Origin of the sequence: uncultured Sphingopyxis sp. (assembly GCF_900078365.1) — a bacterium.
Taxonomy (GTDB): Bacteria; Pseudomonadota; Alphaproteobacteria; order Sphingomonadales; family Sphingomonadaceae; genus Sphingopyxis.
In genome coordinates this window covers 264,148-291,011 of record NZ_LT598653.1, presented here as the reverse complement: position 1 = coordinate 291,011, position 26,864 = coordinate 264,148, and the positions used below count along the sequence as shown (strand labels likewise).

General features: G+C 67.3%; 28 protein-coding genes. 7 read left to right on the top strand and 21 right to left on the bottom strand.

The window, feature by feature from the left end:
* Window positions 1-121 precede the first annotated feature (121 nt).
* A complete protein-coding gene (locus QZL87_RS01340; RefSeq protein WP_295322859.1) occupies window positions 122-1,192 on the top strand; it encodes an alpha/beta fold hydrolase in 1,071 nt (356 codons plus the stop codon).
* An 8-nt stretch (window positions 1,193-1,200) separates the two neighbouring features.
* On the opposite strand, the gene QZL87_RS01335 is transcribed toward QZL87_RS01340, so the two are convergent.
* The 6 genes from QZL87_RS01335 to ald form a co-directional block, all read right to left on the bottom strand.
* Window positions 1,201-1,605 (bottom strand): ribose-phosphate pyrophosphokinase, encoded by a 405-nt coding sequence (locus tag QZL87_RS01335; protein ID WP_295322857.1) that lies wholly within the window; start codon window positions 1,603-1,605, stop codon window positions 1,201-1,203.
* Window positions 1,581-2,396 (bottom strand): DUF1295 domain-containing protein, encoded by an 816-nt coding sequence (locus QZL87_RS01330; RefSeq protein ID WP_295322854.1) that lies wholly within the window; start codon window positions 2,394-2,396, stop codon window positions 1,581-1,583. Before QZL87_RS01330 ends, QZL87_RS01335 begins: the two co-directional genes overlap by 25 nt.
* A gap of 122 nt (window positions 2,397-2,518) precedes the next feature.
* Window positions 2,519-3,334: a ferredoxin--NADP reductase gene (locus tag QZL87_RS01325; RefSeq protein ID WP_295322852.1), complete on the bottom strand. Its 816-nt coding sequence runs from the start codon at window positions 3,332-3,334 to the stop codon at window positions 2,519-2,521.
* A complete protein-coding gene (locus tag QZL87_RS01320; RefSeq protein WP_295322850.1) occupies window positions 3,334-3,792 on the bottom strand; it encodes a hypothetical protein in 459 nt (152 codons plus the stop codon). Before QZL87_RS01320 ends, QZL87_RS01325 begins: the two co-directional genes overlap by 1 nt.
* 376 nt (window positions 3,793-4,168) lie before the next feature.
* Window positions 4,169-4,402 carry a hypothetical protein gene (locus QZL87_RS01315; RefSeq protein ID WP_295322847.1) on the bottom strand — a complete coding sequence of 78 codons (234 nt, stop codon included), beginning with the start codon at window positions 4,400-4,402 and terminating at the stop codon, window positions 4,169-4,171.
* A 27-nt stretch (window positions 4,403-4,429) separates the two neighbouring features.
* Window positions 4,430-5,545, bottom strand: a complete 1,116-nt coding sequence (ald, locus tag QZL87_RS01310; RefSeq protein ID WP_295322845.1) for an alanine dehydrogenase — start codon at window positions 5,543-5,545, stop codon at window positions 4,430-4,432.
* Between the two features lie 158 nt (window positions 5,546-5,703).
* Between ald and QZL87_RS01305 the strand changes: the two genes are divergently transcribed.
* The 5 genes from QZL87_RS01305 to QZL87_RS01285 all read left to right on the top strand — a co-directional run bounded on the left by QZL87_RS01305 (window position 5,704) and on the right by QZL87_RS01285 (window position 10,421).
* Window positions 5,704-6,171, top strand: coding sequence for an Lrp/AsnC family transcriptional regulator (locus QZL87_RS01305; RefSeq protein WP_295322843.1), 468 nt, complete (start codon window positions 5,704-5,706; stop codon window positions 6,169-6,171).
* A gap of 103 nt (window positions 6,172-6,274) precedes the next feature.
* Window positions 6,275-7,627: a methyl-accepting chemotaxis protein gene (locus QZL87_RS01300; protein WP_295322841.1), complete on the top strand. Its 1,353-nt coding sequence runs from the start codon at window positions 6,275-6,277 to the stop codon at window positions 7,625-7,627.
* A 158-nt stretch (window positions 7,628-7,785) separates the two neighbouring features.
* Window positions 7,786-8,478, top strand: coding sequence for an SDR family oxidoreductase (locus QZL87_RS01295; RefSeq protein WP_295322838.1), 693 nt, complete (start codon window positions 7,786-7,788; stop codon window positions 8,476-8,478).
* 96 nt (window positions 8,479-8,574) lie between these two features.
* The gene (locus QZL87_RS01290) at window positions 8,575-9,546 is read left to right on the top strand and encodes a 50S ribosomal protein L11 methyltransferase (RefSeq protein WP_295322836.1); all 972 of its coding nucleotides are present in this window, start codon (window positions 8,575-8,577) and stop codon (window positions 9,544-9,546) included.
* A 62-nt stretch (window positions 9,547-9,608) separates the two neighbouring features.
* Window positions 9,609-10,421, top strand: a complete 813-nt coding sequence (locus QZL87_RS01285; RefSeq protein ID WP_295322833.1) for a hypothetical protein — start codon at window positions 9,609-9,611, stop codon at window positions 10,419-10,421.
* Window positions 10,422-10,424: 3 nt separating this feature from the next.
* Here QZL87_RS01285 and phhA read toward each other — a convergent pair whose 3' ends face one another.
* The 5 genes from phhA to QZL87_RS01260 form a co-directional block, all read right to left on the bottom strand.
* The gene (phhA, locus tag QZL87_RS01280) at window positions 10,425-11,297 is read right to left on the bottom strand and encodes a phenylalanine 4-monooxygenase (protein ID WP_295322831.1); all 873 of its coding nucleotides are present in this window, start codon (window positions 11,295-11,297) and stop codon (window positions 10,425-10,427) included.
* Window positions 11,298-11,336: 39 nt separating this feature from the next.
* On the bottom strand, window positions 11,337-11,957 hold the full coding sequence (locus QZL87_RS01275) for an ATP-binding cassette domain-containing protein (protein ID WP_295322829.1): 621 nt from the start codon (window positions 11,955-11,957) through the stop codon (window positions 11,337-11,339).
* A complete protein-coding gene (gene modB / locus QZL87_RS01270) occupies window positions 11,947-12,642 on the bottom strand; it encodes a molybdate ABC transporter permease subunit (RefSeq protein WP_295322826.1) in 696 nt (231 codons plus the stop codon). Before modB ends, QZL87_RS01275 begins: the two co-directional genes overlap by 11 nt.
* A 187-nt stretch (window positions 12,643-12,829) precedes the next feature.
* Entirely contained in the window at window positions 12,830-13,597 is a 768-nt protein-coding gene (gene modA, locus QZL87_RS01265) for a molybdate ABC transporter substrate-binding protein (protein ID WP_295322824.1), read from the bottom strand.
* 18 nt (window positions 13,598-13,615) lie between these two features.
* Window positions 13,616-14,242 carry a Crp/Fnr family transcriptional regulator gene (locus QZL87_RS01260; RefSeq protein WP_295322823.1) on the bottom strand — a complete coding sequence of 209 codons (627 nt, stop codon included), beginning with the start codon at window positions 14,240-14,242 and terminating at the stop codon, window positions 13,616-13,618.
* Between the two features lie 98 nt (window positions 14,243-14,340).
* On the opposite strand from QZL87_RS01260, the gene QZL87_RS01255 reads away from it, so the two are divergent.
* Window positions 14,341-15,213 (top strand): sterol desaturase family protein, encoded by an 873-nt coding sequence (locus tag QZL87_RS01255; protein WP_295322820.1) that lies wholly within the window; start codon window positions 14,341-14,343, stop codon window positions 15,211-15,213.
* Here QZL87_RS01255 and QZL87_RS01250 read toward each other — a convergent pair.
* The 10 genes from QZL87_RS01250 to QZL87_RS01205 form a co-directional block, all read right to left on the bottom strand.
* Window positions 15,200-16,552, bottom strand: coding sequence for a PepSY domain-containing protein (locus QZL87_RS01250; protein WP_295322817.1), 1,353 nt, complete (start codon window positions 16,550-16,552; stop codon window positions 15,200-15,202). The genes QZL87_RS01255 and QZL87_RS01250 overlap by 14 nt on opposite strands.
* 11 nt (window positions 16,553-16,563) lie before the next feature.
* Window positions 16,564-18,564, bottom strand: a complete 2,001-nt coding sequence (locus QZL87_RS01245) for a TonB-dependent receptor (protein ID WP_295322814.1) — start codon at window positions 18,562-18,564, stop codon at window positions 16,564-16,566.
* A gap of 146 nt (window positions 18,565-18,710) precedes the next feature.
* Entirely contained in the window at window positions 18,711-19,103 is a 393-nt protein-coding gene (locus tag QZL87_RS01240) for a hypothetical protein (RefSeq protein ID WP_295322812.1), read from the bottom strand.
* 63 nt (window positions 19,104-19,166) lie between these two features.
* Window positions 19,167-20,336 (bottom strand): sterol desaturase family protein, encoded by a 1,170-nt coding sequence (locus QZL87_RS01235; RefSeq protein ID WP_295322810.1) that lies wholly within the window; start codon window positions 20,334-20,336, stop codon window positions 19,167-19,169.
* 59 nt (window positions 20,337-20,395) lie between these two features.
* Window positions 20,396-22,639: an NAD-dependent DNA ligase LigA gene (ligA, locus tag QZL87_RS01230; RefSeq protein ID WP_295322808.1), complete on the bottom strand. Its 2,244-nt coding sequence runs from the start codon at window positions 22,637-22,639 to the stop codon at window positions 20,396-20,398.
* Window positions 22,639-23,031: an endonuclease domain-containing protein gene (locus tag QZL87_RS01225; protein ID WP_295322805.1), complete on the bottom strand. Its 393-nt coding sequence runs from the start codon at window positions 23,029-23,031 to the stop codon at window positions 22,639-22,641. Before QZL87_RS01225 ends, ligA begins: the two co-directional genes overlap by 1 nt.
* 134 nt (window positions 23,032-23,165) lie before the next feature.
* The gene (locus tag QZL87_RS01220) at window positions 23,166-23,519 is read right to left on the bottom strand and encodes a putative quinol monooxygenase (protein ID WP_295327096.1); all 354 of its coding nucleotides are present in this window, start codon (window positions 23,517-23,519) and stop codon (window positions 23,166-23,168) included.
* Window positions 23,520-23,551: 32 nt separating this feature from the next.
* On the bottom strand, window positions 23,552-24,235 hold the full coding sequence (locus tag QZL87_RS01215) for a GNAT family N-acetyltransferase (RefSeq protein WP_295322803.1): 684 nt from the start codon (window positions 24,233-24,235) through the stop codon (window positions 23,552-23,554).
* Entirely contained in the window at window positions 24,232-25,902 is a 1,671-nt protein-coding gene (recN, locus tag QZL87_RS01210) for a DNA repair protein RecN (RefSeq protein ID WP_295322799.1), read from the bottom strand. The genes QZL87_RS01215 and recN overlap by 4 nt, the downstream gene beginning before the upstream one ends.
* A 134-nt stretch (window positions 25,903-26,036) precedes the next feature.
* Complete coding sequence (locus QZL87_RS01205; RefSeq protein ID WP_295322796.1) at window positions 26,037-26,831, bottom strand: outer membrane protein assembly factor BamD; 795 nt, start codon at window positions 26,829-26,831, stop codon at window positions 26,037-26,039.
* Window positions 26,832-26,864: the final 33 nt, after the last annotated feature.

Sequence of the window (26,864 nt, the reverse complement as noted above, 5' to 3'; positions counted from 1 at the left end):
ACCACCGTTCACCGGCGGGAGTCGAACGTTCGCCGATGACCGGTTGGCGTTCGCCGGCCCCGCTGCAAGAAGGGCCGCTCCTCACCGCGTCCCGCCGACAGGCCGTTCCTGGAGACATTCTATGCGACCCGCCGCCATCTGTTTCGCCTTCGCCGCAGCCCTCGGCGTGCTGCACCCCGTGGCAGCGGCGGCAAAGCCCTCCAGCCTGCCGTGGAGCGCGCCCGCGACGACCGAGGTGGTGACCGAGGATCGCCGGTTCACCAGCGGCGATGCCGAGCTGTCGGGAACGCTCCACCTGCCGGTCAGCGGCAAGCCCGTCGCCGCGATCGTCGTGACGCACAGCGCCTCGTCGCCGCTGCGTTCGGCTTCGCTCTACGATCATCTGAAGACGATCCTGCCCGCGCTGGGCATCGCCGTCTTCACTTACGACCGGCGCGGATCGGGCCAATCGGGCTCGAAAGATGCCGGGGGCGACTTCACCATCCTCGCCGACGATGCGATCGCCGCCGTCCAGAGCCTGAAAACCGATCCGCGCATCGATCCGCGGCGCATCGGGACGTGGGGGCTGAGCCAGGGCGGCTGGATTTCGCCGCTCGCCGCGTCGCGAAGCCCTGACATCGCCTTCGTGATCGCGGTGTCGGCGCCGGTCGTCACCGCCGATGTCCAGATGATCTTTTCCTCGACCAATCATCTGAAGGCCAATGGCTATTCACAGGCCGACATCGACCAGATGGTCGCGGCGCGAAAGGCCGTCGACGATTATATGCGCGGCACGGTAAGCCGCGCCGAGGCGCAGGCGAAGCTCGACGGAATCAAGACCAAGCCGTGGTTCAAATATCTCTACATGGGCGAAACCTTCCGCGACCGCGACGTGTCGGGCTGGCGCAAGGAGATCGAAAATGATCCGCTGGTCAATCTGAAGGCGGTCGCCGTGCCGACGCTCATCCTCTTTGGCGCCGACGATGCGGTGGTCCCGGTCGCCGATTCGGCCGAGCGCCTGAAAGCCATCGCGCCGCAGATGCCCAATATGGAGGTGCATGTGATCGCGGGCGCCGACCATGCGATGCAGATGTCGGTCGACCTCAAGACGTCGCTCGACCCCAAGCACGACGGCACCGAACGCCCCGATTCGCCCGAATATTTCGCGCTGCTGGCGAGCTGGCTGGCGGCGCGGGGCTTCACCGGCGACTGAGGCCTACCCTATCGCCCAGCCCAATAATCGAACACCGCCTGCTGCTGCTCGCGAATGAAGCGCGCCGCCGCGGCGCCCTCCCACGGCCCGTCGTAGCCGAGGAGCAGCGCGGTGCCGCCGACCCACCAGCCCTGCCCCGGCAAGCGATCCGATTCGCGCACCACCAGCACCGCAAGGTCGGGCTCGCCGTCCGCCGCGCTCAGCCGGTCGACCTCTTCGAGCGTCCGGCACACCGCGCGCATCTTGGGCCGGGTGAAACGGAAGCCCAAATCGCCGAGCAGTTCGGAATAGCTGACGCTGCGTCCCGCGCGCGCCGCCTCGATCAGGATCGCGCGGATGCGCGGCGCGTCGCCGAGCGCCGAGACGTCGGCGGGGTTTTCTGCGTCGCCTAACCCTTGGTCTTTGGCGGCCATGGAATGAAGCCCGAGGTGCGTTTGACATAGTCGGCATAAGCGGGCCGCGTCTTGTGCAGCCCCTTTTCGAGCAAGGCCTTGCCCGACCATCTGGTGAGGGTGAAGGTCAGGAAGACCGGCCCGATGACGCTCGCGAGCGCGGGTTCCCAGCCGAGATCGAGCACGACGAGCCAGATGCCCCACCAGCTCAGCGCGTCGCCGAAATAATTGGGATGGCGCGTATAGCGCCACAGGCCGGTGTCGAGCACCCTGCCCCGGTTCGCGGGATCCTTGCGGAAGGCGTCGAGCTGCGCGTCGCCGATGCTTTCGAACGCGGTGCCGGCGAGTGCCGCGGCGGCGCCGAGCCATCCGATAAGACCGACGTTCTGCGGGGTGCCCGCGCTCGCCCAGATACCGATTTGCGCGGGCAGGCAGGTGAGGAAGAGCAAGGGCGCCTGTGTCAGGAAGACGGTAAGCAGCGCGGTCTTCGCCCAGCTCCACTTCCGCTTCTCGATCCGGTTCGCGAGCATTTTCCGGTAGCGCGGATCCTCGCCGTCGCGCGCCCAGCGGATCATGAGGTGGATCGCGAGCCTGAGCCCCCACAAAGTCACGAGGCCGAGGAGCAGCTTCGCATGCGGCGCCTCGATACCGGCCTGCCACGCCGTTCCCCATGCAAGCAGCACCATGCCGAACGCCCAAAAGGCATCGATGAAAGAGACGTCGCGGATCAGCGTCGCGACGCCCCACAACAGCAGGATCAGCGCGAGCAGCCCCGCGAAATTGATCGCGAGATGCAGGATTGCGTCAGTCATGTCCGCCCGTCCGGTTCGTCATCGGCGCCGACTATATCATCGATCGCGCGCACCGCACGCTCGCGATGGCGAAATCTTTACGGGGTTTCAGGCCGCCAGCGGCCGTCGGCGGCCGTCGAACCTCAGCCGACGAAGGCGCGCTCGATCACGAAGTCGCCGGGCGCCGCGTTCGACCCTTCCTGGAAGCCGAGTTCCTCGAAGCGCGCCTGAAGATCGCGGATCATCGCCATGCTGCCGCACATCATGACGCGGTCGGTCGCAGGATCGAAAGCGGCCGGGCCAGTCAGCGGGTGACCGAAGAGCGACCCGTCGGCGATCAGCGCGTCGATGCGGCCGGTGGTGCGGAAGGGCTCGCGCGTCACCGTCGGCAGGTAATGGAATTGCAGCAGCGCCTGATCCTGTACCAGCGGGTCGCCGGCGAGCTGGCTTTCGAGCTCTTCGCGGAAAGCGAGGTCGCTGACCTGCCGCACGCAATGGACGATGACGATCTGGTTGAAGCGGTCATAGATGTCGGGATCGCGCGCGAGACTGAGGAAGGGCGCGAGCCCGGTGCCGGTCGACAGCATGAACAGCCGCTTGCCCGGCAGCAGCGCGTCGGCGACGAGCGTGCCGGTCGGCTTGCGGCCGAGGTAGACGGGATCGCCCGGCTGGATTTTCTGGAGTCGCGAGGTCAGCGGGCCGTCGGGCACTTTGATCGACAGGAATTCGAGCTCATCGGCATAGGCGGGGCTGGCGATCGAATAGGCGCGCAGCAAGGGGCGTCCTTCGCCCGGCAGGCCGATCATCACGAACTCGCCCGAGCGGAAGCGGAAGCTCGGCGGGCGGGTGATGGTGAAGCTGAACAGATGCTCGTTCCAGTGGCGCACCGAGCGCACCTCCTCGACGGTCAGCGAGGCGGAAGGGGCCAGCTTGGCGGCTTCGGCAATACGGTCACTCATCACTTTGGACTTTCCTGATGTGTCATGGCGCCGGCCGCGAGAGCCGGCATGTCGAAACCCGCCGCGAGCAACCGGTCGATCGCGGCGCCCATCGCCTTTGCGATCGGGCCGGCGCTGTCTCCCTCGGCCAGCAAGGCCAGCGTCGCATGGGCATTTGCGGTGCTCTCAAGCGAAATATCGCGCCAGAGTCCAAGCAGAATTGCTTCATCCTCTGAAATCTGGAGGCACGGCAGAGGTGCGAGGACGAGCGTTTCGACGGCGTCGCCGCCGAGCAGCACCATCGCGACATGGAAATCGGGCAGCGCGCGCGCCGCATTCACGGCGGAAAACCCGCGGTGCAGCATCTGCGGCGGACACCGCCCGCGCTCGGCGGCCGAGACCCACGCCCGCATCGCCCAGAGCAGGAAACGCCCGCTGTTGCAGAGGCTTTCCACCGGCCGGTCGACAAAGGCGTACATCGATTCCCTTTCCAACGCGCATCGGCGCAACGTCGGCGGGCTTATATGTTATTGCGAGTCATTTGCAATTTATAATTTGTGGCCGGCGCCTTCATAAGGTGATTGGGGGCGTTCGCGCGGTTTCGATCCGTTGCGAACGTCAAGTTGCCTGATCCGTTCGCATCGAGGACGGTCTGGAAACGAGCGAAGGCGGCCGTTCCCTCACTTCGTCATCCCCGCGAAAGCGGGGACCCAGAGAATGCGTAGGTTGATCCCACACTGGGTTCCCGCTTTCGCGGGAATGACGAACATTGAGATTGAGATTGAGTGTCCGCTCACCACCCCAAGCCGATTTCCTTGGCGGCAAGAACGCGCATGGCCGCCTCTCAGGCCGGCATCACTTGATCTTGTCGCGGTTTACATAAAGCAGCGCGGCGATCACCGCCGCCGAACCGATGCCGAGCCCCGCCGCCGCCGCCGTCTTCCAGCCGCGCTTGCCCTTGGCCGCGTCAGCCGCCTCGGTGGCGTCGGCCGCTTCCTTTTGCTGCTGCAATTCGCGCGCGGCGCGCAGCACTTCATTTTCTTGCCTATCCTCGTTGTGCGGCGGGGGAGGCGGCGCTTGGTCGGTCATCGTCTTTCTATGTCCTTCATGGTCCTGTCAGGCGAGCGCCTGTTCGACAGGCACATAATCGGTTCCGATCGCTTCGGCTACGGCCTCGAACGTCACCTTGCCATTCCAAACGTTCAAGCCCTGCAAAAGATGCGGATCGCGGCGCAGCGCCTCTTTCCAGCCGAGGTCGGCGATGCGCAGCGCGTGCGGCAGCGTGACGTTGTTGAGCGCGTAGGTGCTGGTGCGCGCGACCGCGCCCGGCATGTTCGCGACGGCATAATGGACGATGCCGTCGACGACATAGGTCGGATCGGCGTGCGTCGTCGCATGGCTCGTCTCGAAGCAGCCGCCCTGATCGATCGCGACGTCGACGAGCACCGAACCCGGACGCATCGTGCCGAGCATCTCGCGCGTCACCAGCTTGGGCGCCTCGGCGCCGGGGATCAGCACCGCGCCGATGACGAGGTCGGCCTCGGCGACGCATTCGGCGAGGTTCGCGCGGTTCGAGAAGCGCGTCTTCGCGCGCGCTTCGAAGAAAGTGCCGACGCGCTCGAGCACCTCGGGATCGCGGTCGAGGATGGTGACGTCGGCGCCGAGCCCCGCCGCCATCTGCGCCGCGTTGAAACCGACGACGCCGCCGCCGATCACGCAGACCTTGCCCGGCGCGACCCCGGGAACGCCCCCAAGCAGCACGCCGCGGCCGCCATGCGCCTTTTCGAGCGCGGTCGCACCCGCCTGGATCGACATGCGCCCCGCGACCTGGCTCATCGGCTTGAGCAGCGGCAGGCCGCCGTGCGGGCTGGTGACGGTTTCATAGGCGATGCACACCGCGCCCGACTTCATCAGGTCGCGCGTCTGGTCGGGATCGGGCGCGAGGTGGAGATAGGTGTAGAGGATCTGGCCCTCGCGCAGCATCGCGCGCTCGACCGGCTGCGGCTCCTTGACCTTCACTACCATGTCGCACTGCGCGAAAATCTCTTCGGCGGTCGCGACGATCTCGGCGCCCGCCTGTTCGTAGAAGCGGTCGTGCGCGCCGATGCCTTCGCCCGCGCCGGTCTCGACCAGCACGCGGTGGCCGTGGACGACGAGTTCGCGCGCGCTTTCGGGGGTCAGGCCGACGCGATATTCGTGATTCTTGATTTCCCTGGGGGTGCCGATGATCATGGTCGCTCTCCGGATATGATTGTCGCCGGCGGCCGACAGGGACCGCCGAAAACTTGCCGGCGCTTTTAGCAGAAAAGCGCCGCGAGGTGCTTGCATATGCTGGCCGGATTCGCGAGTAACGCGCACGAATTTTGCGTGAATCGGACCAAGGACGCACAATGATCGACCGGATCGACGCGAAACTGCTCGACTTGCTGCAACGTACCGGTCCGCGCCCCGCGGCGGAACTGGGCGACGTCGTCGGGCTTTCGGCCTCGGCGTGCCACCGCCGCATCCGCGCGCTCGAAGCGGCGGGGATCATCACCGGCTATGCGGCGAGGCTCGATCCCGAACGGATCGGACTGGGGCTCGACGTTTTCGTCGACATCAGCCTGACGTCGCAGAGCGAGGAAGCGCTGACCGCGTTCGAGAGCGCGGTCAAAAGCTTCGACGAGATATTGGAATGCCAGCTGCTGTCGGGCGCCGCCGATTACCGGCTGCGCGTCGCGGCGCGCAGCGTCGCCGATTTCGACCGGCTGCACCGCCACTGCCTGTCGCGCCTGCCCGGCGTCGCGGCGATGCACAGCGCCTTTGCGCTGCGCACGATCAAGGCGTTCGAGGGCTATCCGCTTCCTTCCACCGGTTAACGGCGAATTTACCAATCGCGTCGCATATCCCGTTCACCAGTTTCGCAGGATGAATGCGGGCGGCCGACCCGCGCGTCTTCGGGGTGATCAGGGAAGCAGGATCATGGTGAAGGAAAATCCGATTCATAAGCAGCAGATCGATCCGATTTTGATGTCGGAGCGTTTTCCCTATTACGATCTCGACGGCCATCTCGCCGCCTGCGGAGCGGAAATCCACACGATCATCGCCGGCCGCGAGGATGCGGTCGCGCGCGCCTATTGGGACGCGTTCAACCAGCTGCCCAGCGTCGACCGCAAGGTCGAGGGAGAGCTTTACGACAGCTATGTTCGCGGCAGCGCGCGCCACACGACGGTCAAATATGCCGACGCCGCGGGTCAGGAGGTCGCGACGATCGCGTGCCAGAACACGCATATGGCGCGGCGCGTCAAGCTGCCGCTCGCTTCGGTCATGTCGTGCATCGCCGAGAGCCAGCGGCTGACCATCGAATATGTCGTCGAGGCGTGCATCGGCGATGCCGAGCGGCTGGCGCGGCTGACGAGCGCGATCAACCGGCTCGCGCTGCTCGAATTCGACATCATGCAGCGTTACGCGGCGAAGCTCGACCGCGCGGTGTTTTCGAGCGAACGGCAGACGCTCGCGGGCGACTTCGACCGCTCGATCGCCTCGCTGGTGCAGGACACCGACGGGGTGCGCGAACAGCTCGCGCGGCAGGCGGCCTCGGCCGACCACGCCGCGAAGGGCATGATCGCCAAGACGAGCGAAGTCGCCGCCGCGTCCGAACAATCAGCGATGGCGATGCGCGAGGCCGCGTCGACCGCGGCAGGGCTGATCCGCGCGATCGAGGATGCGCGCAGCGAAGTCGAAGCGTCGGCGAGCGTCGCGACGCGCGCGTCCGAACAGGCGGGCGAAGCCGTCGCCATGTCCGAAACGCTGTCGCACCACGCCGAATCGATCGAATCGATCCTCGGCCTGATCCGCGAGATCGCGGGGCAGACCAATCTTCTCGCGCTCAACGCCACGATCGAGGCGGCGCGCGCGGGCGAATCGGGCCGCGGCTTTGCCGTCGTGGCGCAGGAGGTGAAGAGCCTCGCCAACGAGACCGCGCGCGCGACCGACGACATCGCGGGCAAGATCACCGCGATCCAGCAGGCGACGCGCGGGTCGGTGACCGCCAACCAGTCGATCCAGGCGACGATCGTCGAGGTGCAGACCTCGGCGCAGCGCATCCGCGACGCGATGGACGCGCAGGCGCAGACGGTCACCTCGATCACCGCGGCGGTTGACGAAACCGCGCTCGCCGCCGATTCGATGTCGTCGACGATCGCGAGCATCCGCAACGATTCGGGCATGGTCGCGAACGAGATCAGCGTGCTGAGCCAGGAGTTCGCCAAGATGGGCGGGCGCCTCCAGCAGCTCGAACAGGCCGCGAGCGAATTCAGCCGCCGGGTGGCATAAATTCACTTTTTTCATCGTCATCCCGGCGAAGGCCGGGATCTCGCCGGTGCATCAGGTCGGAGGGTGAGATCCCGGCCTTCGCCGGGATGACGAATAGTGGGAAGGCACTACAACTGCGCCCGCTTGGCAAGTTCTGCCCCGCTGCCTAAGGCGGGAGCATGACAACGAACATCCTGATCACCGGCGCGAGCCGCGGCATCGGCGCCGCGATCGCCGACGCCCTCACCACCGACGCGACGCAGGTCGTCGCGCTGTCGAGCGCCGATGGCGACCTGTCCGATCCCAGGGCGCCCGACCGGCTGTGGCAGGCGAGCGTCGACAAGCTCGACGGCCGCATCGACGTGCTGGTGAATAACGCGGGCGTGTTCGAGGCGAACCCGCTGAGCGACGCCAACGCCGACTGGCTCGCGAACTGGAACCGCACGATGCAGGTCAATCTGACCGCGAGCGCGCAATTGTGCCGCCATGCGGTGCTGCACTGGCACGAACGCGGCGCTCCTGGCCGCATCGTCAATATCGCGAGCCGCGCCGCCTATCGCGGCGACAGCCCCGCGCACTGGCATTATGCGGCGTCGAAATCGGGCATGGTCGCGATGACCAAGACGATCGCGCGCGCCTATGCGAAGGACGGCATCCTCGCCTTTGCGATCTGCCCGGGCTTCACGATGACGGGCATGGCCGAAGATTATCTCGGAAGCCGCGGCGGCGACAAATTGCTCGCCGACATTCCGCTGGGGCGCGTCGCGATGCCCGACGAAGTGGGCGAGATGGCACGCTGGTGTGCGCTCGACGCGCCCGCGTCGATGACCGGCGCGGTGCTCGACGTGAATGGCGCGAGCTATGTGCGCTGACCTTTCTATTTCGTCATCCCCGCGGAGGCGGGGATCCAGCTTCTGGCGCTGGAAGAGCTGGATCCTCGCCTCCGCGGGGATGACGGGAAAAACGGGATGAGCTGGATCGTCTCCCTCCCCTGCACGCGCGACGAGGCCGAGGCGCTGTCGGGCGAAATTCCCGAGCTCGACGCGATGCCGGAAGCGCCCGTCGTCGTGACGCGCGAGATCGACGAGGATGCGGGGCTGTGGCAGCTCGACGCCTATATGGACGACAGACCCGGCGCGGCGCTGCTGACGCTGCTTCAGTCGCTCGTCCCGAGCGCGAAGGGCACCGAGCCGATCGTTGCGGAGCTGCCCGAAGAAGATTGGGTCACGCTGTCGCAGCAGGGGCTCGAACCCGTGCAGGCGGGGCGCTTTTTCGTCCATACGAGCAGCTACGCCGATCGCATCCCGCCCGGCACGACGCCCTTCCTGATCGACGCGAGCCAGGCGTTCGGCACCGGCGGGCACGACACGACAGCGGGCTGCCTCGCCATGCTCGACCGGCTGGCGCGGCAAGGCGCGAGCCCGCGCAACATCGCCGACATCGGCACCGGTACGGGGCTGCTGGCTTTCGCCGCGATAGCATTGTGGCCGCGCGCGAAGGTCATCGCGTCGGACATCGACCCCGCAAGCATCCATGTCACGCGCGACAATGCGGGGATCAACGGCGTGCCCTTGGGTCGTGGCGGCGGACGGCTCGCGCTCGCGGTCGCTCCGGGGACCGACCATCCCGCGATCCGCCACCGCGCGCCCTATGATCTCGTCGTCGCCAATATCCTCGCCGGCCCGCTGATCACCCTCGCCCCCGACATCGCCGCCGCGACCGCGCCGGGCGGCCATGCGATCCTCGCGGGGCTGATCGCGCGGCAGATGGAGCCGGTGCTCGCGGCCTATCGCGCGCAGGGCTTTCGCCTCGCCGCGCGCGGCGGCAGCGCCGAATGGCCGTGCCTACTGCTCGTCAAGCGCCGCCGTTACGGCTGGCGGCGCAGGGAACGCGCGCTGCACCGGGCCAGCCCGTCCGATGCCAGTTTCGGGAGCTGGTAGCCAAATAGTTGAGTTTTACCGGTGATTTGCTAGCTTTTGGCACGTCATCGGGAGAATCGGCCATGAGCTTGTTTACCGCCCTCGCGCTGCTCGCCGCCGCACCCGCCGCCGGCGAGGACCCCAATTCGATCATCGTGACCGGCACCCCCGACGCCAAGCGTGAAGAGCGAAAACGTGCCGCCGAATTCGTCCGCCGCACGGGCGTCGCCACGCTGAACCCCGTCGCGCGCTGGATCGCACCCGTCTGTCCCCGCACGATCGGCGTCGATGCCAAGGTCGCGGGAATCGTTGACGACCGGATCCGCGACGTCGCGGAAGCAGCGGGAGCGCCCATCGCGCCAAAGCCCTGCACGCCGAATATTGCGGTGATCTTCACCGACGACGGCGACGGCCTGACCCGTGCGATCTTCGATAAATCGCCGCGACAGGTCGCCGCCCTGTCGCCGACCGAACGCGAACGGCTGGTGCAAGGCGGCGGGCCGATCCGCTGGTGGTACGGCACACGCGAGGAAAGCCGCGACGGCATGCCGACCAACAGCGGCGTGCTCAAGCAATATAACAGCAGCATCGTCAGCACGCAGGTGGTGCGCGCGTTGCGCTCGGCGACGGTGATCGTCGATGCCGAGCAGGCGGACGGTACGTTGCTCGATTCGGTCGCGTCCTATACGGCGATGGTCGCGCTCGCCGAACTTAACGGCGATCCGCCGCCGCCCAGGGACTCGATCATGGGGCTGTTCGGCGAGGAACCGGAACATCGCGATCTGTCGGGCAAGGACATGGCGCTGCTACGCGGCATATACAGCCTGCCGCCCGACCGAGAAGCCTATCAACATCGGAACCGGTTGGTGGGGGCCGTTCGCCGGGGCGAAGATTGAGCGTCAGCCGCTCTTCGCGAGCGCATAGTCCTGCGTGCCGCGGGTGATCACCGCGTCGCCAGGCAATATGTCGGCGATCGGAATCGGCGGCAGCGCGGCGTTCGCGGCATAGAGCGGCGCGAAATCGGTGTTCACCGTCGTGCTCAACAGCTGGTCGAGGCTGTCGATGACGAAATAATTCTGCTGGAAATCGTCGATCCGGTAATCGGTGCGCATCACGCGCGCGAGGTCGAAGCCGATGCGGTTGGGACTGTCCGAATCGAGCGCGAAGACGCTTTCGGCGAAGGAGGAAACGATGCCCGCGCCATAGATGCGCAGGCCCTCCGCCTCGCGGATCAGGCCGAATTCGACCGTATACCAGTAAAGCCGCGCGAGCTGCTTCAACGCGTCGAATTTCAGGCTGCGCAGCCCGCCCTCGCCATAGGCGACCATATAGTCGGCGAAGACCGGGTCGGCGAGCATCGGGACATGGCCGAAGACGTCGTGAAAGACATCGGGTTCCTCAAGATAGTCGAGCTGCTCGGGCGTGCGGATGAAATTGCCCGCGGGAAAGCGCCGGTTCGCGAGATGGTCGAAGAACACGTCGTCGGGAACGAGCCCCGGCACCGCAACGACCTGCCACCCCGTCGCGTCCATCAGCCGCGCGTTGAGCTCGCGATAATCGGGAATGCCAGGCTTTTCGAGGCGGAGCACGTCGATACCGCGCAGAAAGGCTTCGGACGCACGGCCGGGCAGCATCTCCGACTGGCGTGCGAAGAGGCGATCCCACATCGCATGTTCGTCGGCGGTGAAGGCGTCCCAATTTTGCGAAATCGTCCAGTCGGCCGCGGCGCCCGGCGGCGGACTGTCGTGGACGTGGGTAAACTGGCTTTCCATATGACAACTTCTATCATCAAAATGGTTTCAAGTGAAACTTTATTCTCCGATCTCGACGACCTGCGTCGCCAGCCGATCGACTTCGGCGCGATCGTGGCTGACATAGAGGATCGGCAGTTCGAGCTCGTCGCGAATCCGCTCGATCACCACCATGATGTCGCCGCGCCGCGCCGCGTCGAGCGACGAAAGCGGCTCGTCCATCAGCAGGATTTCGGGACCCGCGAGCAGCGCGCGGCCGATCGCGACGCGCTGCGCCTCGCCGCCCGAAAGGCTTTGCGGCCAGCGCCCCAGCAGATGCCCGATGCCGAGAAAGCGCGCGGCTTCGTCGAGGCCCATCCAGCGGTTTCCCGGCGGCGCGAGGTCGAGACCGTAGACGAGGTTCGCGCGGACGCGGCGGTGCGGGAAGAGCCGGCCGTCCTGAAAGACATAGCCGACGCGGCGCGCCTCGGGCGGCAGGTCGGTCGCGCCGTCGAACAGGGTGCGGTCGCCGATGCGGATATGCCCGCGATCGGGCTTCAGCAGCCCCGCGACCATGTTGAGGACGCTCGTCTTGCCCGCACCCGACGGGCCGAAGAGCGCGGTCAGGCCGGGCCCCGCCGTAAAGCGCGCGGCGATGATCCGATCGCCGAGCCGACGCGACACGTCGATATCAATCGCCACGGCGCTGCCTTTCGCCATGGGTGCGGCGGACGAGCCATTCGGAGAGAATGAGCGCGCCGAGCGAAAGGGCAACCGACAGCAGCGCGAGCCGCGTCACCATCGCCTCGCCGCCCGGCACTTGCAGCGCCGAATAGATGGCGAGCGGCAAGGTGCGCGTCTCGCCCGGGATGTTCGAGACGAAGGTGATCGTCGCGCCGAACTCGCCGATCGAGCGCGCGAAGCCGAGGACGAGCGCGGCGAGGATGCCGGGGAGCGCGAGCGGCAGGCTGATCGTGCGGAAGGCGTGCCAGCGCCCGGCGCCCAATGTGCGCGCCGCGCCCTCGAGCCGCCGGTCGATCCCTTCGATCGATAGCCGCATCGCGCGCACCATCAGCGGCAGCGCCATGATCGCCGCGGCGAGCGCGGCGCCGGTCCACCGGAACATCAGCGTCGCGCCGAACCAGCTTTCGAGCCAGCGGCCGGCAGGACCGAGCGGGCCGAAAGCGATGAGCAGCAACCAGCCGGTGACGACCGGCGGCAGCACCAGCGGCAAATGGACGAGCCCGTCGAGGATCACGCGTCCCGGAAAGCGATAGCGCGCGAGAATCCACGCAAGACCGAAGGCGACGGGAAGCGTCGCGAGCACCGCGACGCCGCCGACCTTCAGCGACAGCGCGACGATCCCCCACTCCTCGGGCGACAGCATCACCGCAGCCCCAACCGCCCTCTCCCCTTCAGGGGAGAGGATAGCGCAGCTTGCTCCGCAGGAGCTAGCGGAGCTTGGAGAGGGGAAGGATCGCAGCCGCCCCCTCTCCAACTCCGGCTAGGCGCTCCGCGCCAAGCCTCCATATCCTCTCCCCTGAAGGGGAGAGGGCTGGGCGGCTTCCACAGCATCAGGGCGCCGAGAAGCCGTGGCGGACGAAGATCGCGCGGCCCTGTTTCGAGAAGAGGAAGGCACGGAACGCCGCCGCGTCCCGGTGCCGCGACGCCTTGAGCTGCGCGACCGGGTAGCGGATCGGCGGGTGGCTCGACGTGGGAAAGGTGCCGACGACGCGCACCGCCTTCGAGGCGCGCGCGTCGGTCGCATAGACGATGCCGAGCGGCGCGGCGCCGCGCTCGACAAGCGCCAGCGCGGCGCGGACATTCTCGGCGGGCGCGACCTTTGCGGCAACGCCGGTCCAGACACCAAGATGGGTCAGCGCCGCCTTCGCATATTTGCCCGCCGGCACCGCATCGGGATCGGCGAGCGCGAGGCGGCCGGCGCCGAGCGCTCTTGCGAGCGGGAAGCCGCGCGCCAAGGTCAGCCGGGCCTTGCTGCGCTTCGGCGCGATCAGCACGAGGCGGTTGCCGAGCAAGGTCGCGCGCGTGCCCGCGCGGAGCATACCCGCCTTCGCCACCGCATCCATCCACGGTTCGTCGGCGGACAGAAAGAGGTCGGCGGGCGCGCCCGCGATCGCCTGCCGCGCAAGCGCCGACGAGGCGGCGAAGGAGAGGACGGGTTTGGCGTGCCCCTTCACCGCCCAGGCATCCGCCGCTTCGGTGAGCGACTCCTGCAGGCTCGCCGCCGCGAGCACCACCGGTCCGCGCTCCTGTGCGATGGCAGGGGGAGCGAACAGGAGGAGCGTCAGGAGGAGGCCAAAGCTGCGGAGGAGCGCGATCATGGTGTCGCTATAACCCGCTCAGCCATGCGGCGAAAGCGACCCGCAGAGACGAATGTGACGATAGCCGCGCTCGACCACGCCCCGCCGCGCCAGCTCGCCGAGCGCCGCGCCCAGGGTGACGCGTGACACCCCCATCAGGTCGGCGAGCTGTTGCTGTGTCGCGCGGACGATGTCGCCGGTCGCGCTGTCCTGCGCCATCACGCCGAGCAGCTGCGCCAGCCGGTCGACCGTGCTCAGCCGCCGTTCGGCGTCGATCAGGTCGAGCGCGCCCGCGAGCTGGCGCGACAGGCTGCGCAGCAACAGTTCGGCCCAGCCGACATCGGCGACCATCATCCGGCGCAGCAGCGGCCGGTCGATCGCGATGAGCCGCGCATCGCCGCTGGCGATGGCGTCGACCTGTCGCGGCACCCCGGTGAAAAAGGCGAGTTCGCCGAACAGATCGCCCGCCGCGAGCACCGCGAACAAAGTGAAGCCGCCGTCCTCGGCATAGCGCCCGACCGCGACATGCCCGTCAACGACAGCCCAGAAGGCATCGCCGGGATCGCCCCGATGCTGGACGAACTGGCCGTCGGCAAAGGACTGCGGCCGCCTCTGCGCGGCGAGCTCACCCAGCTCGTGCGCCGACAGCCGCGATCGTTCGGCCATGGCGAATTGATAACTTCTTTGCATTTCGATTCGCGACGCTGTGGCATCACGCCCGCAAAGGCAAGCGGCGATCGACCGCTCGATTTGGGAGACGGCACATGTATCTGACCACGGCGCAATCGAGCTTGCTCGTCGCGGGCATCTACCTCGGCTTCTGCCTGCTCGAACTCGCCCGCACCCGGCTGTTCGCGAAGGGCGAGCAGACGCGCAACGACGGCATCATCGAAATCGTCAGCACCTTCACGCTGCTGATCGCGACCCAGCCGCTGATCCTGTTCGCGGTCGGCACGCTCGGCCACCGCTTTTTCCCGGGTTATGAAGGCGCGCTCGCGGGCATCCCCTTCATCGCCGCGCTCGCACTCTTCCTCGTCTTCGAGGATATGATGCAATATTGGTGGCACCGCGCGTCGCACAGCTTCGCCTGGCTCTACAATCTGCACCGCGCGCACCATAATGCGCGCTATATGAGCGTGCGGCTCGTCTATCGGAACAACATCATCTATTATGCGATGATGCCGAGCATCTGGTTCGCGGGCGCGCTCGTCTATCTCGGGCTCGGCTGGTTCTATGCCGGCTATCTGGTGGTCAAGATGGCGGTGATCATCGGCGCGCACAGCGATGTCGCGTGGGATGCTCCGCTCTACCGGATCAAGGCGCTGTCGCCGCTGATGTGGGTCGTCGAACGCACGATCAGCACCCCCGCGACGCATCACGCGCACCACGGCCGCCACGCCGACGATCCGGCGGTGAATTACAAGGGCAATTTCGGAAACCTGCTCTTCTTCTGGGATGTGCTGTTCGGCACCGCGAAGATCACGCGGCATTACCCGCAAAGCTATGGTGTCGAAAACCTGCCGCCCGCGACGCTGGGACAGCAATTGCTGTGGCCGATCTTTCCCGAGAACAAGGATATGGACGCGGATATCGCCGGCGCGACGCCGGCGGCGCCCAAGGCGGTCACGCTGGCCTAGCGCGCGCCATGCCGAGCCAGCGCGCCGCGCGCGGCAGGCGCGGCAGTAGCAGCCGCTCGGCGATCCAGAGCAGGATCAGCGAGGCGGCGAGCAGTGGCAGGAGCGCGGCGAGGATCAGCATGATCGCGGCGACGCCGCGGAGCCGTGCCGGGTCGCGCGCCGCCGGCGGCGCGCCAAGCGCGCCCTCGGGTTTGCGGCGGCGCCACATGAGGAAGCCCGAGACCGCGAGCGTGAAAAGCGCGAGCGCGGTCAGGACGCCGATCAGCTGGTTGATGCGGCCGAACAGCTGGCCTTCGTGCCACGCGATGCCGATGTTCACGGCGCGGTCGATGGCATGTTTGTCGGCGAAGCCGCTACGCGCGACCTCGGCGCCGGTCGCGGGATCATAGCTGACCTTGCGCACCAGCGGCCGGTTCTGCGTCTGCGTCGTCAGCGTCCATGTGTCGCCATTCGGCGGACCGAAGAGATTGGGCGCGCCGGGCGGCTGGACGATCGCGGGGGCGGGCATATGCTCGGCGCGCGCGCGTTCGACGATGCGCGCGAGCGGCACCGTGGGCGCCGCCAGGTGTGCCGCATGATCGGCCATCGCCATCGCCTTGTGATCGTGCGCGGCGTGCGGGTCACCACCGCCCTTCCAGTCCTGCACCCCCGACACCCAGCCCATTTCGGCGCGGACGGCGCGAAAGCCGCTTGCCCAGACGTCGGTCCACGGCAGCGCGGTGAAAAGCAGGGCGAGCGCGAGGCCCGACACCCAGAAGCCGGTGACGGCGTGCAGGTCGCGCAGCGCGGTTCGTCCGCCCAGCGACAGGCGCGGCCAGACCACCCCCGCCGCCCCGCGCCCGCGCGGCCACCAGAGATAGAGGCCGGTCAGGATCATCACGATCGCCCAGCTCGCGGCAAGCTCGACGATGAGGGAGCCCGCGCGGCCCAACAGCAGGCTACCGTGGATGCGCGACAGCCACGCCGAGATGCGCCGGTCGGGGTCGGCCGAACCGATCACGCGACCCTGCGGCGAGACGGCGACGTCGCGCATCGTGCCGTTGGTGAGGCCGAGATGAACGATCGCCGCGTCGCCCGGCGCCTCGGGGATGCGGTAATAGTGAAAGTTCGCGCCCGGAAAATCGGCGAGGGCGGCGGCGACCCGCGCGTCGGCATCGACCGCGCCCGCGGTCGGCAGCCCGCGCCACGCGCGCTCCTCCCATCGGTCGAGATCGGGTTTGAACAGATAGGCGGCGCCCGTCGCCGACAAGACAAGCACGAAGGGGATGACGAACAGCCCGGCATAGAAATGCCAGCGCCAGATCGTGCGATAGAGCGGAACCGGGTTGCTGTCGGTCATCCCCCGCCCTCCTAGAAGCGCGCGCGGATGCCCGCGGAGACCGCGCGGCGTTCGACGGGGTAATAGATCGCCGAGGTCGGCGTCACCGCGATTGCCGCGCTGATGTCGCCGATCGCCTTCTTGCCGGTGATGTTGCGGATATCGACGAAGGCGTCGATGCCGTCGGCGATCGTCGCGCCGCCGGTCACGCCGATCAGCGCATAGCCCGGGGCCGACACCTGATTGCGATAATCGGCGAAGGGACCATCGGGCACCCATTCGAGGTTCGGCGCGACGTGCAGCGCTTCGGTTCCGACCCGCAGCTCGGCGCGATAGACGTGCTTCGGCACGACCGGCAGGCGGTTGTCGCCGAACTGCGCGTCACCCCGGAAGCGGAAGTTGCTGTAGGTGTAGACTTGGCGCAGTCGCAGCCACTCGGCCGCCTGCACCTCGAGCGCCGCCTCGACACCTTCGTGGAGCGTGCGGCCGGCGTTGAAGGTCGACGCCGGTATGTCGGGGCCGATGTCGAATTGCAGCAATTCGCCTTTGATCGTCGACCGGTAATAGGTGACGTCCCAGTTCAGCGCCCCCCTCTTGCCGCGCGTCCCGATCTCGGCCGTCCACGCCCGCTGCGCGTCGAGCGGGACGAATGCGGCGACCTGCCCCAGTTCGATGAAGCCCGGAAATTCGACCGACCGGCTGTAGTTGGCGTAAATCTGCGCCCCCGCCACGGGTTCGAACAGCAGGCCGATCTTGGGCGAGAAGGCGTCGAAATCGGCGCGGCCGACCGTGCCGTTCTGCGTCGGATCGGAGGCGTTGAAGTTCATCACCTGCCGCCGCTGTCCGTCGGCATAGATGCCGCCCGCGATCAGCGTGAGCATCGGCGTCGGACGCACGCGAACCTCGCCATAAAGCGACGCCGCGTGCGCATGCTGGTCGGCGTTCACGCGCAGCGCGCCGCGCTTGCCGCCTTGATTGATGAAACGCTTTGCCCGGATGTCACCGACGCGCAGTTCGCCGCCGAACGTCGCTTCGAATATGTCGCCGGCGTAATCGAGGCGGAAATAGCCCCCGCGATCGAGCCCTTCCTGATCGACCAACTCGAAAATCGGATGGTAAAGCGACTTGGCGTTGACGAAGGCGCCGACGTCGAGCTTCACCCCGCCCCAGTCGAAGCGGGTGCGGTTCTGGATGCGGATCGAATCAATGTCGCGGCCATGATCACCCGCGATCGTCCCCGCGGTCGCGAGGCGCGGCGTGGTCAGCGCCTGTTCCATCGTCAGCGCGCTCGGAATCTGCTGGTCGATGCTGTTGACGCTGACATAGAGGCGGTTCGACACCACGCCGCTGAACTGCATGCCGACATTGCCGTTGAAACGGAAACTGCGGCGCTTCGCATGATCGCGGTCGCCGTCGGACGTGTCGGCGCTGACCGCGCCCCATGCGTCGACCGCGCCGCTCGCGACGCCCGCCGAAACGAGCCCGCGCACGCTGTCGAAGCTGCCCGCGTCGGCGCGCAGATAAAGGCCCTCGGCGGTACGCCCCGTCGGGGTCACGCCGTTGATCGCGCCGCCGAGCGTGCCCGATCCGAAGCGCAGCGCGTTCGCCCCGCGATAGACCTCGAGATGATCGAAGAAGATCGGCTCGAGCTCCTGAAAATCGCCATTGTCGTCGGCGAGGTTGATCGGCACGCCGTCCTGCAGCAGCGTCAGCCCGCGCATATGATAGCCGCGCGACAGCCCCGAACCACGGATCGAGATCCGCACTTCCTGCCCATAGCGCGGCTGAAGATAGACGCCGGGCGAGAAGGCGAGCGTGTCGCGCAAGGAGACGATCGACTTGTCGGCATAATCCTCGTGGCCGACGACGTCGGTGCCGCCGGCGGTCTTTGCCACGCGCTCCTCGGCTTCGTTCGTGAGTTGCGGCGCGGTGACGATGATCGTTGAGTCGGCTTCTTCGGCACGGACGGGACCGGCGGCGAGACAGGTTGCGAGCGCCAGCAAGGGCGCCGCTTGATAGGCATATTTTGTCATTGGAAATTTCTTCCCCGGAAACAGGAATGGGGCCGCGCACAGGGCTGGCGCGGCAACATATATCGTCATCCCGGCGGAGGCCGGGATCTCGACGTCGCGTCAGAACGCGAGGGCGAGACCCCGGCCTTCGCCGGGGCGACCGAATTTCATGCCAGGGAAGGTGGTCCGGTACTCGGCGGAAGCGGAGAGGCGATGCCCGGCGCATAGCCGAGCGAGGGCGGCGCGACGGGCGCGGGTTCCGCCGCCATCGGGGCGGCTGTCAGAACGGGCACATCGGGGACGATCGGCGCATGGGCGAGCGCGCCCCACGGGCAATGCTGCTGCACCTCGCCCGCGTCGTGGCTGCCCGCTTTCTCAAGCGGGATCGTCATCGTGCCGCCGGGGTTGGCGGGATCCGAACAGATGCGGACGGTGATCGACCCGCCGGCGTCGCTCTCGATCATCCAGCCCGGCGCGACGAGCACCCGCGCCGCGAGCGCGAGAAGCAGCGGCAGAAGCAGCAGGATGCCGGGACGGCGAAAGGCGGCAAGCAGGCCCACGCTGCGCGCCTTATGGCGCGGCCGCGCGGCTGGCAAGCGGACAGATTGCCCTATCCCGCCCCGCTACTCCGCTGGCGTCTCGCCGGTCTTCTTGCCCGTGCGCGTCCAGGGATAGAGGAACTGGCGCCAATAGTTTTTCGGCACATCCTCGGGGATGCCGTAATTTTCGGGCCAGCGGTCCCTGGGCAAGTGGAAAGTGCCGAAAAGCTTGTCGATCCACGGAAAATGGATCGCGAAATTGACGTCAAACGCCTCACGCTCGAGCCCGTGATGCCAGTGGTGGAAGCGCGGGGTCGCGATCCAATGGCCGAGCCGGTTGAAATTGCCCCCGACATTGGCGTGGAGCAGCGACGACCAGACATAGATGAAACCGATATAGGCCTGCATCACCGAGGGGCTGAAGCCGAGCGTGAACAAAGGCAGCGAGGTCACCGACCGCAGCAGGACGACTTCGACCAGGTGCATCCGCGATCCCGCCAGCCAGTCCATCGAGCTCGCGCTATGATGCACCGCATGAAAACCCCACAGGAAGGGGATTTTGTGGAACAGGCGATGATACCAATATTGCGCGAAGTCCGACGCGACGAGGACGATCAGGAACTGCACGATCCACGGCAACGCCGCGACGCCAGCGCGGAACGCATCCCAGCTCGACGTATGCGCATTGACGAACTGCTGCGGCGCGAGCGCGAGAAAGCTCAATATCTGCACGAACATCGTGCTGACGAGGAAATAGAAAAGATCCTCGCGCCACTCGGTGCGAAACAGGCGCTGCGCCCGGCGGTGCGGGAACGCGCGTTCGAGCGGCGCGAACATGAAGCCGGTGACGAGCAGGTTCACGGCGAAGAAATCGAGCCCGAAGAAAATGCCCCAGTCGCGCGTTTCCTGCGGCTGGACGTTCGCGCCGCCGAGGAGGATCGCGGCGAGCCCGATCATCAGCGCGGTGAGCCCAAGCACTTTCCGGGGCCGCAGCAGCAGGCTGAGCAGCGAAAGGCCGTAGCTGACCAGCAGCGTCGCGTGGACGAGGCCGCGAAACCCGCCCCAATTCTTGACGATGTCGAGCTCGGGAGTCGCGAACCAGTCGGGAAAGCGCAGCGCGATCACCATGAAGAAGCCCGCGATCGCGAAGAGCAGACCGAAAAAGCCCGAAAGCCACCCGCTGCCGAACCGCCGCACCTCGGTGTGCGATTCGAGGTCGCGCATCAGATTCCGGAGATAGTCACGCTTTGCCATGTCGCCCCTTCACAGCGTTTTCGCCGCGCTGTCTGTGATGATACGCACGGCCAACAGAATCATCCCGCCGCCTCGACGATCTTCGCCCATTCACCCTCGTCGATCACCCTGATCCCCAGCGCGCTCGCCTGCTTGAGCTTCGACCCCGCGCCCGGGCCCGCGACGACGAGGTCGGTCTTGGCGCTGACGCTGCCCGCGGCCTTGGCGCCGAGCGCCTCGGCCTGCGCCTTGGCTTCGTCGCGGCTCATGGTCTCGAGCTTGCCGGTGAACACCACCGTCATCCCCGACACCTCGCTCGCGCGCGTCTCGACAACGTAAAGCGGCGGCGCGACTTCGGAGAGGAGATCGTCCCACAGCGCGCGGTTGTGCGGTTCGTGGAAGAAATCGGCGAGCGCCTCGCCGACCGCGATGCCGATCCCGTCGGCGCGCACTTCGAGGATCGCCTTGAACGCCTCGACGCGGCGTGCCGTATATTTGCCGTCGGACTCGCCCTCGCCGCGCGGGTTGGCTTCAAGATAGGCGTGGATTTCGGCCGCCTTTTCGGGGAGCCGCTTTATGTCGCCCAGCCCCTTCAAGAGATCGCGCGCGGTCACCGCGCCGACATGGCGGATGCCGAGTCCGAAGAGCAGCCGCGCCGCGTCGGGCTGCCGCTTCGCCTCGATCGCGGCGAAGAGATTGTCGACCGACTTTTCCTTCCACCCCTCGCGCCCGAGCAGTTCGTCGCGATGCGCCTTGAGCCGGAAGATGTCGGCCGGCCCCTTGTCGAGCCAGCCGAGTTCCAGAAACTCGGCGATGCTCTTTTCGCCGAGCCCCTCGATGTCGAGCGCGCCGCGGCTGACGAAGTGGCGCAGCCGCTCGAATTTCTGTGCGTTGCAGATGAGGCCGCCGGTGCAGCGGACGTCGACCTCGCCCTCCTCGGCGACCGCCTCGCTGCCGCACACCGGGCAATGGTCGGGAAAGGCGAAGGCCGCGCGATCCTCGTCGCGGGTGAGATTTTCGACGACTTGCGGGATCACGTCGCCCGCGCGCTGGATGACGACGCGGTCGCCGGGGCGCACGCCGAGCCGGCCGATTTCGTCGCGGTTGTGGAGCGTGACGTTCGATACCACCACGCCGCCGACGGTGACGGGGGTCAGGCGCCCGACGGGGGTGAGCTTGCCGGTGCGGCCGACCTGGATGTCGATGGCCTCCAAGGTCGTCTGCGCGCGTTCGGCGGGGAATTTATGCGCGATGGCCCAGCGCGGCGCCTTGGCGACGAAGCCCAGCCTTTGCTGCCAGTCGAGCCGGTCGACCTTGTAGACGACGCCGTCGATGTCATAGTCCATCTCGGCGCGGCGACGCTCGATTTCGGCATAGTGGGCGAGGACCGCCTCGGCGCTCTCATAGCGTTTCAAGAGCGGCGACACCGGCACGCCCCAGCCCTCGATCGCCTTCATCACCCCATATTGGGTATCGGCGGGAAGCGCGCTGACCTCGCCCCAGCCGTGCGCGAGGAAGCGCAGCGGACGCGACGCGGTGACGCTCGCATCCTTCTGGCGCAGCGAACCCGCGGCGGCGTTGCGCGGATTGGCGAACTGGCGGACCGTGGCGGGATCGAAATCCTGTTCGCGCTGCGCCGCGAGCGCCCTGCCCTCTTCCATCAATCGCGCGTTGAGCGCCACGAAGTCGGTTTTCGCCATATAGACCTCGCCGCGAATCTCGAAGACATCGGGAATATCGGTCGCCCCCGCGAAGGCGGGGGCCGTTGGCGTTTGTACGCTATCTCCAGCGGCCCCCGCCTTCGCGGGGGCGACGAGTTCGTCGGGAATGTCGGCGATGTGGCGGACGTTGGCGGTGACATCCTCACCGACGCTGCCGTCGCCGCGCGTCGCGGCCTGGACGAGCTTGCCCTTTTCATAGCGCAGCGAGCAGGACAGGCCGTCGATCTTGTCCTCGGCGGTCAGCGCGACCGCGGCATCGGCACCGAGGTTGAGAAAGCGGCGCACGCGCGCGACGAACTCCTCGACATCCTCGGCAGCGAAGGCATTGTCGAGACTCATCATCCGCTGCCGGTGCGTGACCTTGGCGAGCGGCGATCCCTCGACCGCGGCGCCGACCTGATTGTTCGGGCTGTCGGCGCGGATCAGTTGCGGGAAGGCATTCTCGATTTCATTGTTGCGGCGGACGAGCGCGTCATAGTCGGCGTCCGAAATCTCGGGCGCATCCTCGGCATGATAAAGCTTGCTGTGATGGGCGATCTTCCTAGCCAGCCGCATCAGCTCGTTGGCGGCCTCGGCCTCGGACAGGGATTCGATTTCGGTCATTAAAGCCTCTCCCCGTCAGAAGAAGGGTTGGGGTGGGGCCACCGGTCGGCCAGCCTCGCCGCTTGGGTTTCGATATGTTGCAGCACGCCGTCCATATTGGTGCGGATATCCTCGTTGGTGATGCGAATAGTCGCATAGCCATATTGCCGGGCCATCTTCCGGTCCAGCGCCCCGTCCGCTTCGCGATCATGCGTGTTGCCATCCACTTCGACGATCAGCCCCTTTGAAGGACAGAAAAAGTCCACGATCCGATTGCCTATGGTCGCTTGTCGGCGAAATTTCAGGCCTCCAAGCTTCGATCCGGAAAGGCAGCGCCACAGCCATTTCTCAGGCTCCGTCGGCTCGCGCCGCATTCGGGCGGCTCGGGACAACATATCCTCGCGGGAAACCATTCAGCCCCTCCTCTTCAGAGGAGGGGTAGCGAGACTTGGCAGCTTGCTGCCTAGTCGCAGCGGGGTGGTGGCCGCCCGCGCACGCCAAGCCGCCGCACCACCCCAAACCCCTCCTCTGAAGAGGAGGGGCTTAGTCAAAGCGCCGTCACCGGCGTGAATTCGGCGCGCGTGCCAAATCCGGCGATCAACGGGCGACCCTTTTTGATCGCCGCCTGCACGGCGGGCAGCTTCAGCGACGCGGCGTGCGCGTCCTTGCTCTCCCACAGCTCGACGATCCAGATCGCATCCGGATTCGCGCTGTCCTCGCCGATCAGATAGGCGATATTGCCGGGCATGGCCCCGGTTCCTTGCGCGAGGATCGCGACCAGATCGGCGCGTTTGCCCGGTTGGGCCATCATCTGGCCGATGAGGCCATATTGCGGGTCGGCTTCTTCCATCTTCGCCTCCAGAGCGCGGAGTTTCGTCGCGGGCAGCAGCATCGCCGCCATCGCCAGCAATGCCGCGAGATGCTCGCGCCGCTTCACTTGGCGATCACCAGCACATGCACCTGACGTCGGATGCGGAAACCGAGCGATTCATAGAGGCCGATCGCCCCCGCATTGTCGGCGTAGCTGTGCAGGAAGGGCGTCTCGCCGCGCGCCACCATTTCGCGCATGACATGGCCGATCAGCGCCCGCGCGAGGCCGCGGCCGCGGCAATCGGCCCAGGTCGCGACGCCGCTGACCTCGGCCATGCCGGGGACGAGAATGCGCTGCCCCGCCATCGCAAGCAGCCGGTCGTTTTCGCGAATCCCAAAAAAGGGGCCGTAGCGATGCGTCGTCGGTCCCCAAGGGCCCGGCTTCGCATGGCCGGCAAGCGCCGCCATTTCGGCCGCGTCCGCCTCGCCGAGCGCGAGGATCGCGGGCTCGCCCGCGCGCGTGACGGGCGGCGCGCCCTCAGCAACCATCTGCGCCAGCACCGCGCGCTTCACCTCGCGCGTGCCGTCGGGCACCGGCCAGGGCTCGCCCTCGACGATCCAGATCTCGCCTTCTTCGGGCACGAGCGCCGCGAGTGCCGCCTGCGCCGCGGCGCCCGTATCGGCAGCGACCCCGAACACGCCATAGCCGCGATCGATCCTGAGCGCCCCGCCCTCACCCTCGGCCAGATGCGCCTGCCGTCCGGTCAGCATCGACCAGATCGGGCGATCGAGCGGGTGCGCGGTCACGCCGCGACGTCCAGCAGCCGCTCGGCCTGCGCGCGCGCTTCCTCGGTCACTTCGGCGCCCGACAGCATGCGCGCGATTTCCTCGCGGCGGCCGGCGTCGTCGAGCGCGTGGACGCTGGTGCGCGTGACGGTGCCTTCGCTCGATTTGGCGATGATGAAATGGAAGGCGCCTTTCGCCGCGACCTGCGGGCTGTGCGTCACCGCAAGCAATTGCTTGCCCGCGCCCGAAAGCCGCGCCAGCCGGTCGCCGATCGCGCTCGCGACGGCGCCGCCGACGCCGCGATCGATTTCGTCGAAGATGATCGTGCCGGCGCCACCCTCCTCGGCAAGCGCGACTTTCAATGCGAGGATGAAGCGCGAGAGTTCGCCGCCCGACGCGATCTTCGCGAGCGGCGCGAACGGCGCGCCGGGGTTCGTCGCGATGAGAAATTCGACGCGGTCGATCCCCTCGGCGCCCCAGCGTTCGGCGGGCAGCCGTTCGACGGCGGTCTGAAACCGCGCGGCGTCGAGCTTGAGCGGTATGAGTTCTGCCGCGACGGCGGCGTCGAGCCGGATCGCGGCCTTGACGCGCTGGTCCGAGAGCGCGGTCGCGGCATGGGTGTACGCGGCGGCGGTCTCGGCAACCGCAGCTTCGAGCTTCGCGAGCCCCGCGCTGCCGCCTTCGATCGCGTCGAGCCTTGCGGCGAGTGTGCCGGTGAGTTCGGCGAGTTCGTCGGGCTGGACATTATGCTTGCGCGCCATCGCGCGCAGTTCGAACAAGCGCGTCTCGGTCGCCTCGAGCCGTTCGGGGTCATATTCCATCGCGCGCGCGGCATCGTGCAGCCTGGTTTCGGCCTCGTCGGCCTCGATAATCGCGCGGTCGAGCCCGGCGAGCGCCTCGGCGAGCAGCGGGTGATCGCCCGCGAGCCGGTCGAGCCGCCGCGCCGCGCCGCGCAGCAGCGCCGGGCCGCCCGCGCTGCCGTCGAAGGCCTCGAGGATCGCGCCGAGATCGCCCGCAATCCGTTCGCCCTTCTGCATCGCGGCGCGCGCTTCGGCGAGTTCGGCTTCCTCGCCCGGCTGGGGGCCAAGCGCCTGCAGTTCGGCGACGCAATGTTCGAGCCACTCGCGGTCGCGCTCGGCTTCGGAGACGGCGGCGCGCGCGGCGGCGAGCTTGTCCTCGGCGGCGCGCCACACCGCATGCGCCGCCGCGACCGCGCCAGTATCGGCGCGCGCATAGGCGTCGAGCAAGGCGCGGTGCCCGGCAGGCGCGAGCAGGCCGCGGTCGTCGTGCTGGCCGTGGATTTCGACCAGATGGCCGCCGACTTCGCGCAGCAGCGCCGCCGAACAGGGCTGATCGTTGAGGAAGGCGCGGCTGCCGCCGTCGGCCTTCAAGGTGCGGCGTATCAGCAGCGGCTCGCCCGGTTCCAGTGCAACTTCATTGTCGGCGAGCAGCGCCGCGAGCCGCGTGTCCGCCGCGGGCGGTGTGAAGCTGGCCGTCACCTGCGCCTTGTCGCTGCCCTGCCGCACCAAGGCGCTGTCGGCGCGCGCGCCGAGCGCGAGGCCGAGGGCGTCGAGCAGGATCGACTTGCCCGCCCCCGTTTCACCGGTGAGCACGCCGAGCCCCGCCTCGAAATCGAGGTCGAGCCGTTCGATGAGAACGATATTGGCGATGGACAGCGCCGTCAGCATGCGCCGTCCTTACCGCAGAACAAAATGCGAATCTATTCGGTAATAGCGCGTCGCCCCCGCGAAGGCGGGGGCCGCCGGCAACCTTGCGCCGCGCCGACAGCGGCCCCCGCCTTCGCGGGGGCGACGCTCGGGCATCACGCGCTCGGCGCGTGCTTCTGCATCAGCTTGTAGGCGCGTTCATACCATTCATTGCCCGGATAATTGGCGCCGAGCACCGCAGCCGACTTCTTCGCCTCGACCGGAATACCGAGCGCGAGATAGCATTCGGTCAGGCGGTAGAGCGCCTCGGGCGCATGGCTGGTCGTCTGATATTTGTCGACGACCTCGCGGAAACGGATCGACGCCGCGAGCCAGTTCGAACTGCGCTGATAGAAGCGGCCGATCTCCATTTCCTTGCCCGCGAGATGGTCCTGCACCAGATCGACCTTCAGCCGCGCATCGGCGGCGTAGCGGCTGTCGGGATAGCGGCGGATCACTTCGCCGAGCGCGGCGCGCGCCTGCTGGGTGATCTTCTGATCGCGGGTGACGTCGCTGATCTGCTCATAATAGCTGAGGCCGATCAGATAATAGGCATAGGGCGCGTCCTTGTTGCCCGGGTGGATCGCGAGGAACCGCTGCGCCGCCTCGATCGCCGGCGTATATTCGCGGTCCATATAATAGCTGAACGCGCTCATCAGCTGTGCGCGGCGCGCCCAGGGCGAATAGGGATGCTGACGCTCGACCTCGTCGAACAGCGCCGCGGCGAGGCCGTATTGCTTGCGGTCGAGCCGGTCCTGCGCCGCGCGATAGAGCGTGTTGACGTCGCGCGCGACGTAACGCGTGTCCTTCTTGACCCCGCCGCCGCCGGCGCAGGCCGCCAGCATCGGCGTGATCACAAGAGCGGCGGCGAGCAGGCGCGTCGTGACGCGCAAGGAGGAAGGATGAGTCATGCGCGCGGTATAGCCACAGCGCGGATGAACGCA

Coding starts and splice junctions, on each gene's coding strand:
- QZL87_RS01235 (WP_295322810.1), bottom strand. CDS start 20,336: ATGGCAAAGCGTGACTATCTCCGGAATCTGATGCGCGACCTCGAATCG.
- modA (WP_295322824.1), bottom strand. CDS start 13,597: ATGATCGCGCTCCTCCGCAGCTTTGGCCTCCTCCTGACGCTCCTCCTG.
- QZL87_RS01325 (WP_295322852.1), bottom strand. CDS start 3,334: ATGAGTGACCGTATTGCCGAAGCCGCCAAGCTGGCCCCTTCCGCCTCG.
- QZL87_RS01340 (WP_295322859.1), top strand. CDS start 122: ATGCGACCCGCCGCCATCTGTTTCGCCTTCGCCGCAGCCCTCGGCGTG.
- QZL87_RS01205 (WP_295322796.1), bottom strand. CDS start 26,831: ATGACTCATCCTTCCTCCTTGCGCGTCACGACGCGCCTGCTCGCCGCC.
- QZL87_RS01330 (WP_295322854.1), bottom strand. CDS start 2,396: ATGACTGACGCAATCCTGCATCTCGCGATCAATTTCGCGGGGCTGCTC.
- phhA (WP_295322831.1), bottom strand. CDS start 11,297: ATGGAAAGCCAGTTTACCCACGTCCACGACAGTCCGCCGCCGGGCGCC.
- QZL87_RS01250 (WP_295322817.1), bottom strand. CDS start 16,552: ATGACCGACAGCAACCCGGTTCCGCTCTATCGCACGATCTGGCGCTGG.
- QZL87_RS01335 (WP_295322857.1), bottom strand. CDS start 1,605: ATGGCCGCCAAAGACCAAGGGTTAGGCGACGCAGAAAACCCCGCCGAC.
- ald (WP_295322845.1), bottom strand. CDS start 5,545: ATGATCATCGGCACCCCCAGGGAAATCAAGAATCACGAATATCGCGTC.
- QZL87_RS01295 (WP_295322838.1), top strand. CDS start 7,786: ATGACAACGAACATCCTGATCACCGGCGCGAGCCGCGGCATCGGCGCC.
- recN (WP_295322799.1), bottom strand. CDS start 25,902: ATGCTGACGGCGCTGTCCATCGCCAATATCGTTCTCATCGAACGGCTC.
- QZL87_RS01245 (WP_295322814.1), bottom strand. CDS start 18,564: ATGACAAAATATGCCTATCAAGCGGCGCCCTTGCTGGCGCTCGCAACC.
- ligA (WP_295322808.1), bottom strand. CDS start 22,639: ATGACCGAAATCGAATCCCTGTCCGAGGCCGAGGCCGCCAACGAGCTG.
- QZL87_RS01220 (WP_295327096.1), bottom strand. CDS start 23,519: ATGGCGGCGATGCTGCTGCCCGCGACGAAACTCCGCGCTCTGGAGGCG.
- QZL87_RS01315 (WP_295322847.1), bottom strand. CDS start 4,402: ATGACCGACCAAGCGCCGCCTCCCCCGCCGCACAACGAGGATAGGCAA.
- QZL87_RS01305 (WP_295322843.1), top strand. CDS start 5,704: ATGATCGACCGGATCGACGCGAAACTGCTCGACTTGCTGCAACGTACC.
- QZL87_RS01290 (WP_295322836.1), top strand. CDS start 8,575: ATGAGCTGGATCGTCTCCCTCCCCTGCACGCGCGACGAGGCCGAGGCG.
- modB (WP_295322826.1), bottom strand. CDS start 12,642: ATGCTGTCGCCCGAGGAGTGGGGGATCGTCGCGCTGTCGCTGAAGGTC.
- QZL87_RS01225 (WP_295322805.1), bottom strand. CDS start 23,031: ATGGTTTCCCGCGAGGATATGTTGTCCCGAGCCGCCCGAATGCGGCGC.
- QZL87_RS01255 (WP_295322820.1), top strand. CDS start 14,341: ATGTATCTGACCACGGCGCAATCGAGCTTGCTCGTCGCGGGCATCTAC.
- QZL87_RS01260 (WP_295322823.1), bottom strand. CDS start 14,242: ATGGCCGAACGATCGCGGCTGTCGGCGCACGAGCTGGGTGAGCTCGCC.
- QZL87_RS01300 (WP_295322841.1), top strand. CDS start 6,275: ATGGTGAAGGAAAATCCGATTCATAAGCAGCAGATCGATCCGATTTTG.
- QZL87_RS01285 (WP_295322833.1), top strand. CDS start 9,609: ATGAGCTTGTTTACCGCCCTCGCGCTGCTCGCCGCCGCACCCGCCGCC.
- QZL87_RS01320 (WP_295322850.1), bottom strand. CDS start 3,792: ATGTACGCCTTTGTCGACCGGCCGGTGGAAAGCCTCTGCAACAGCGGG.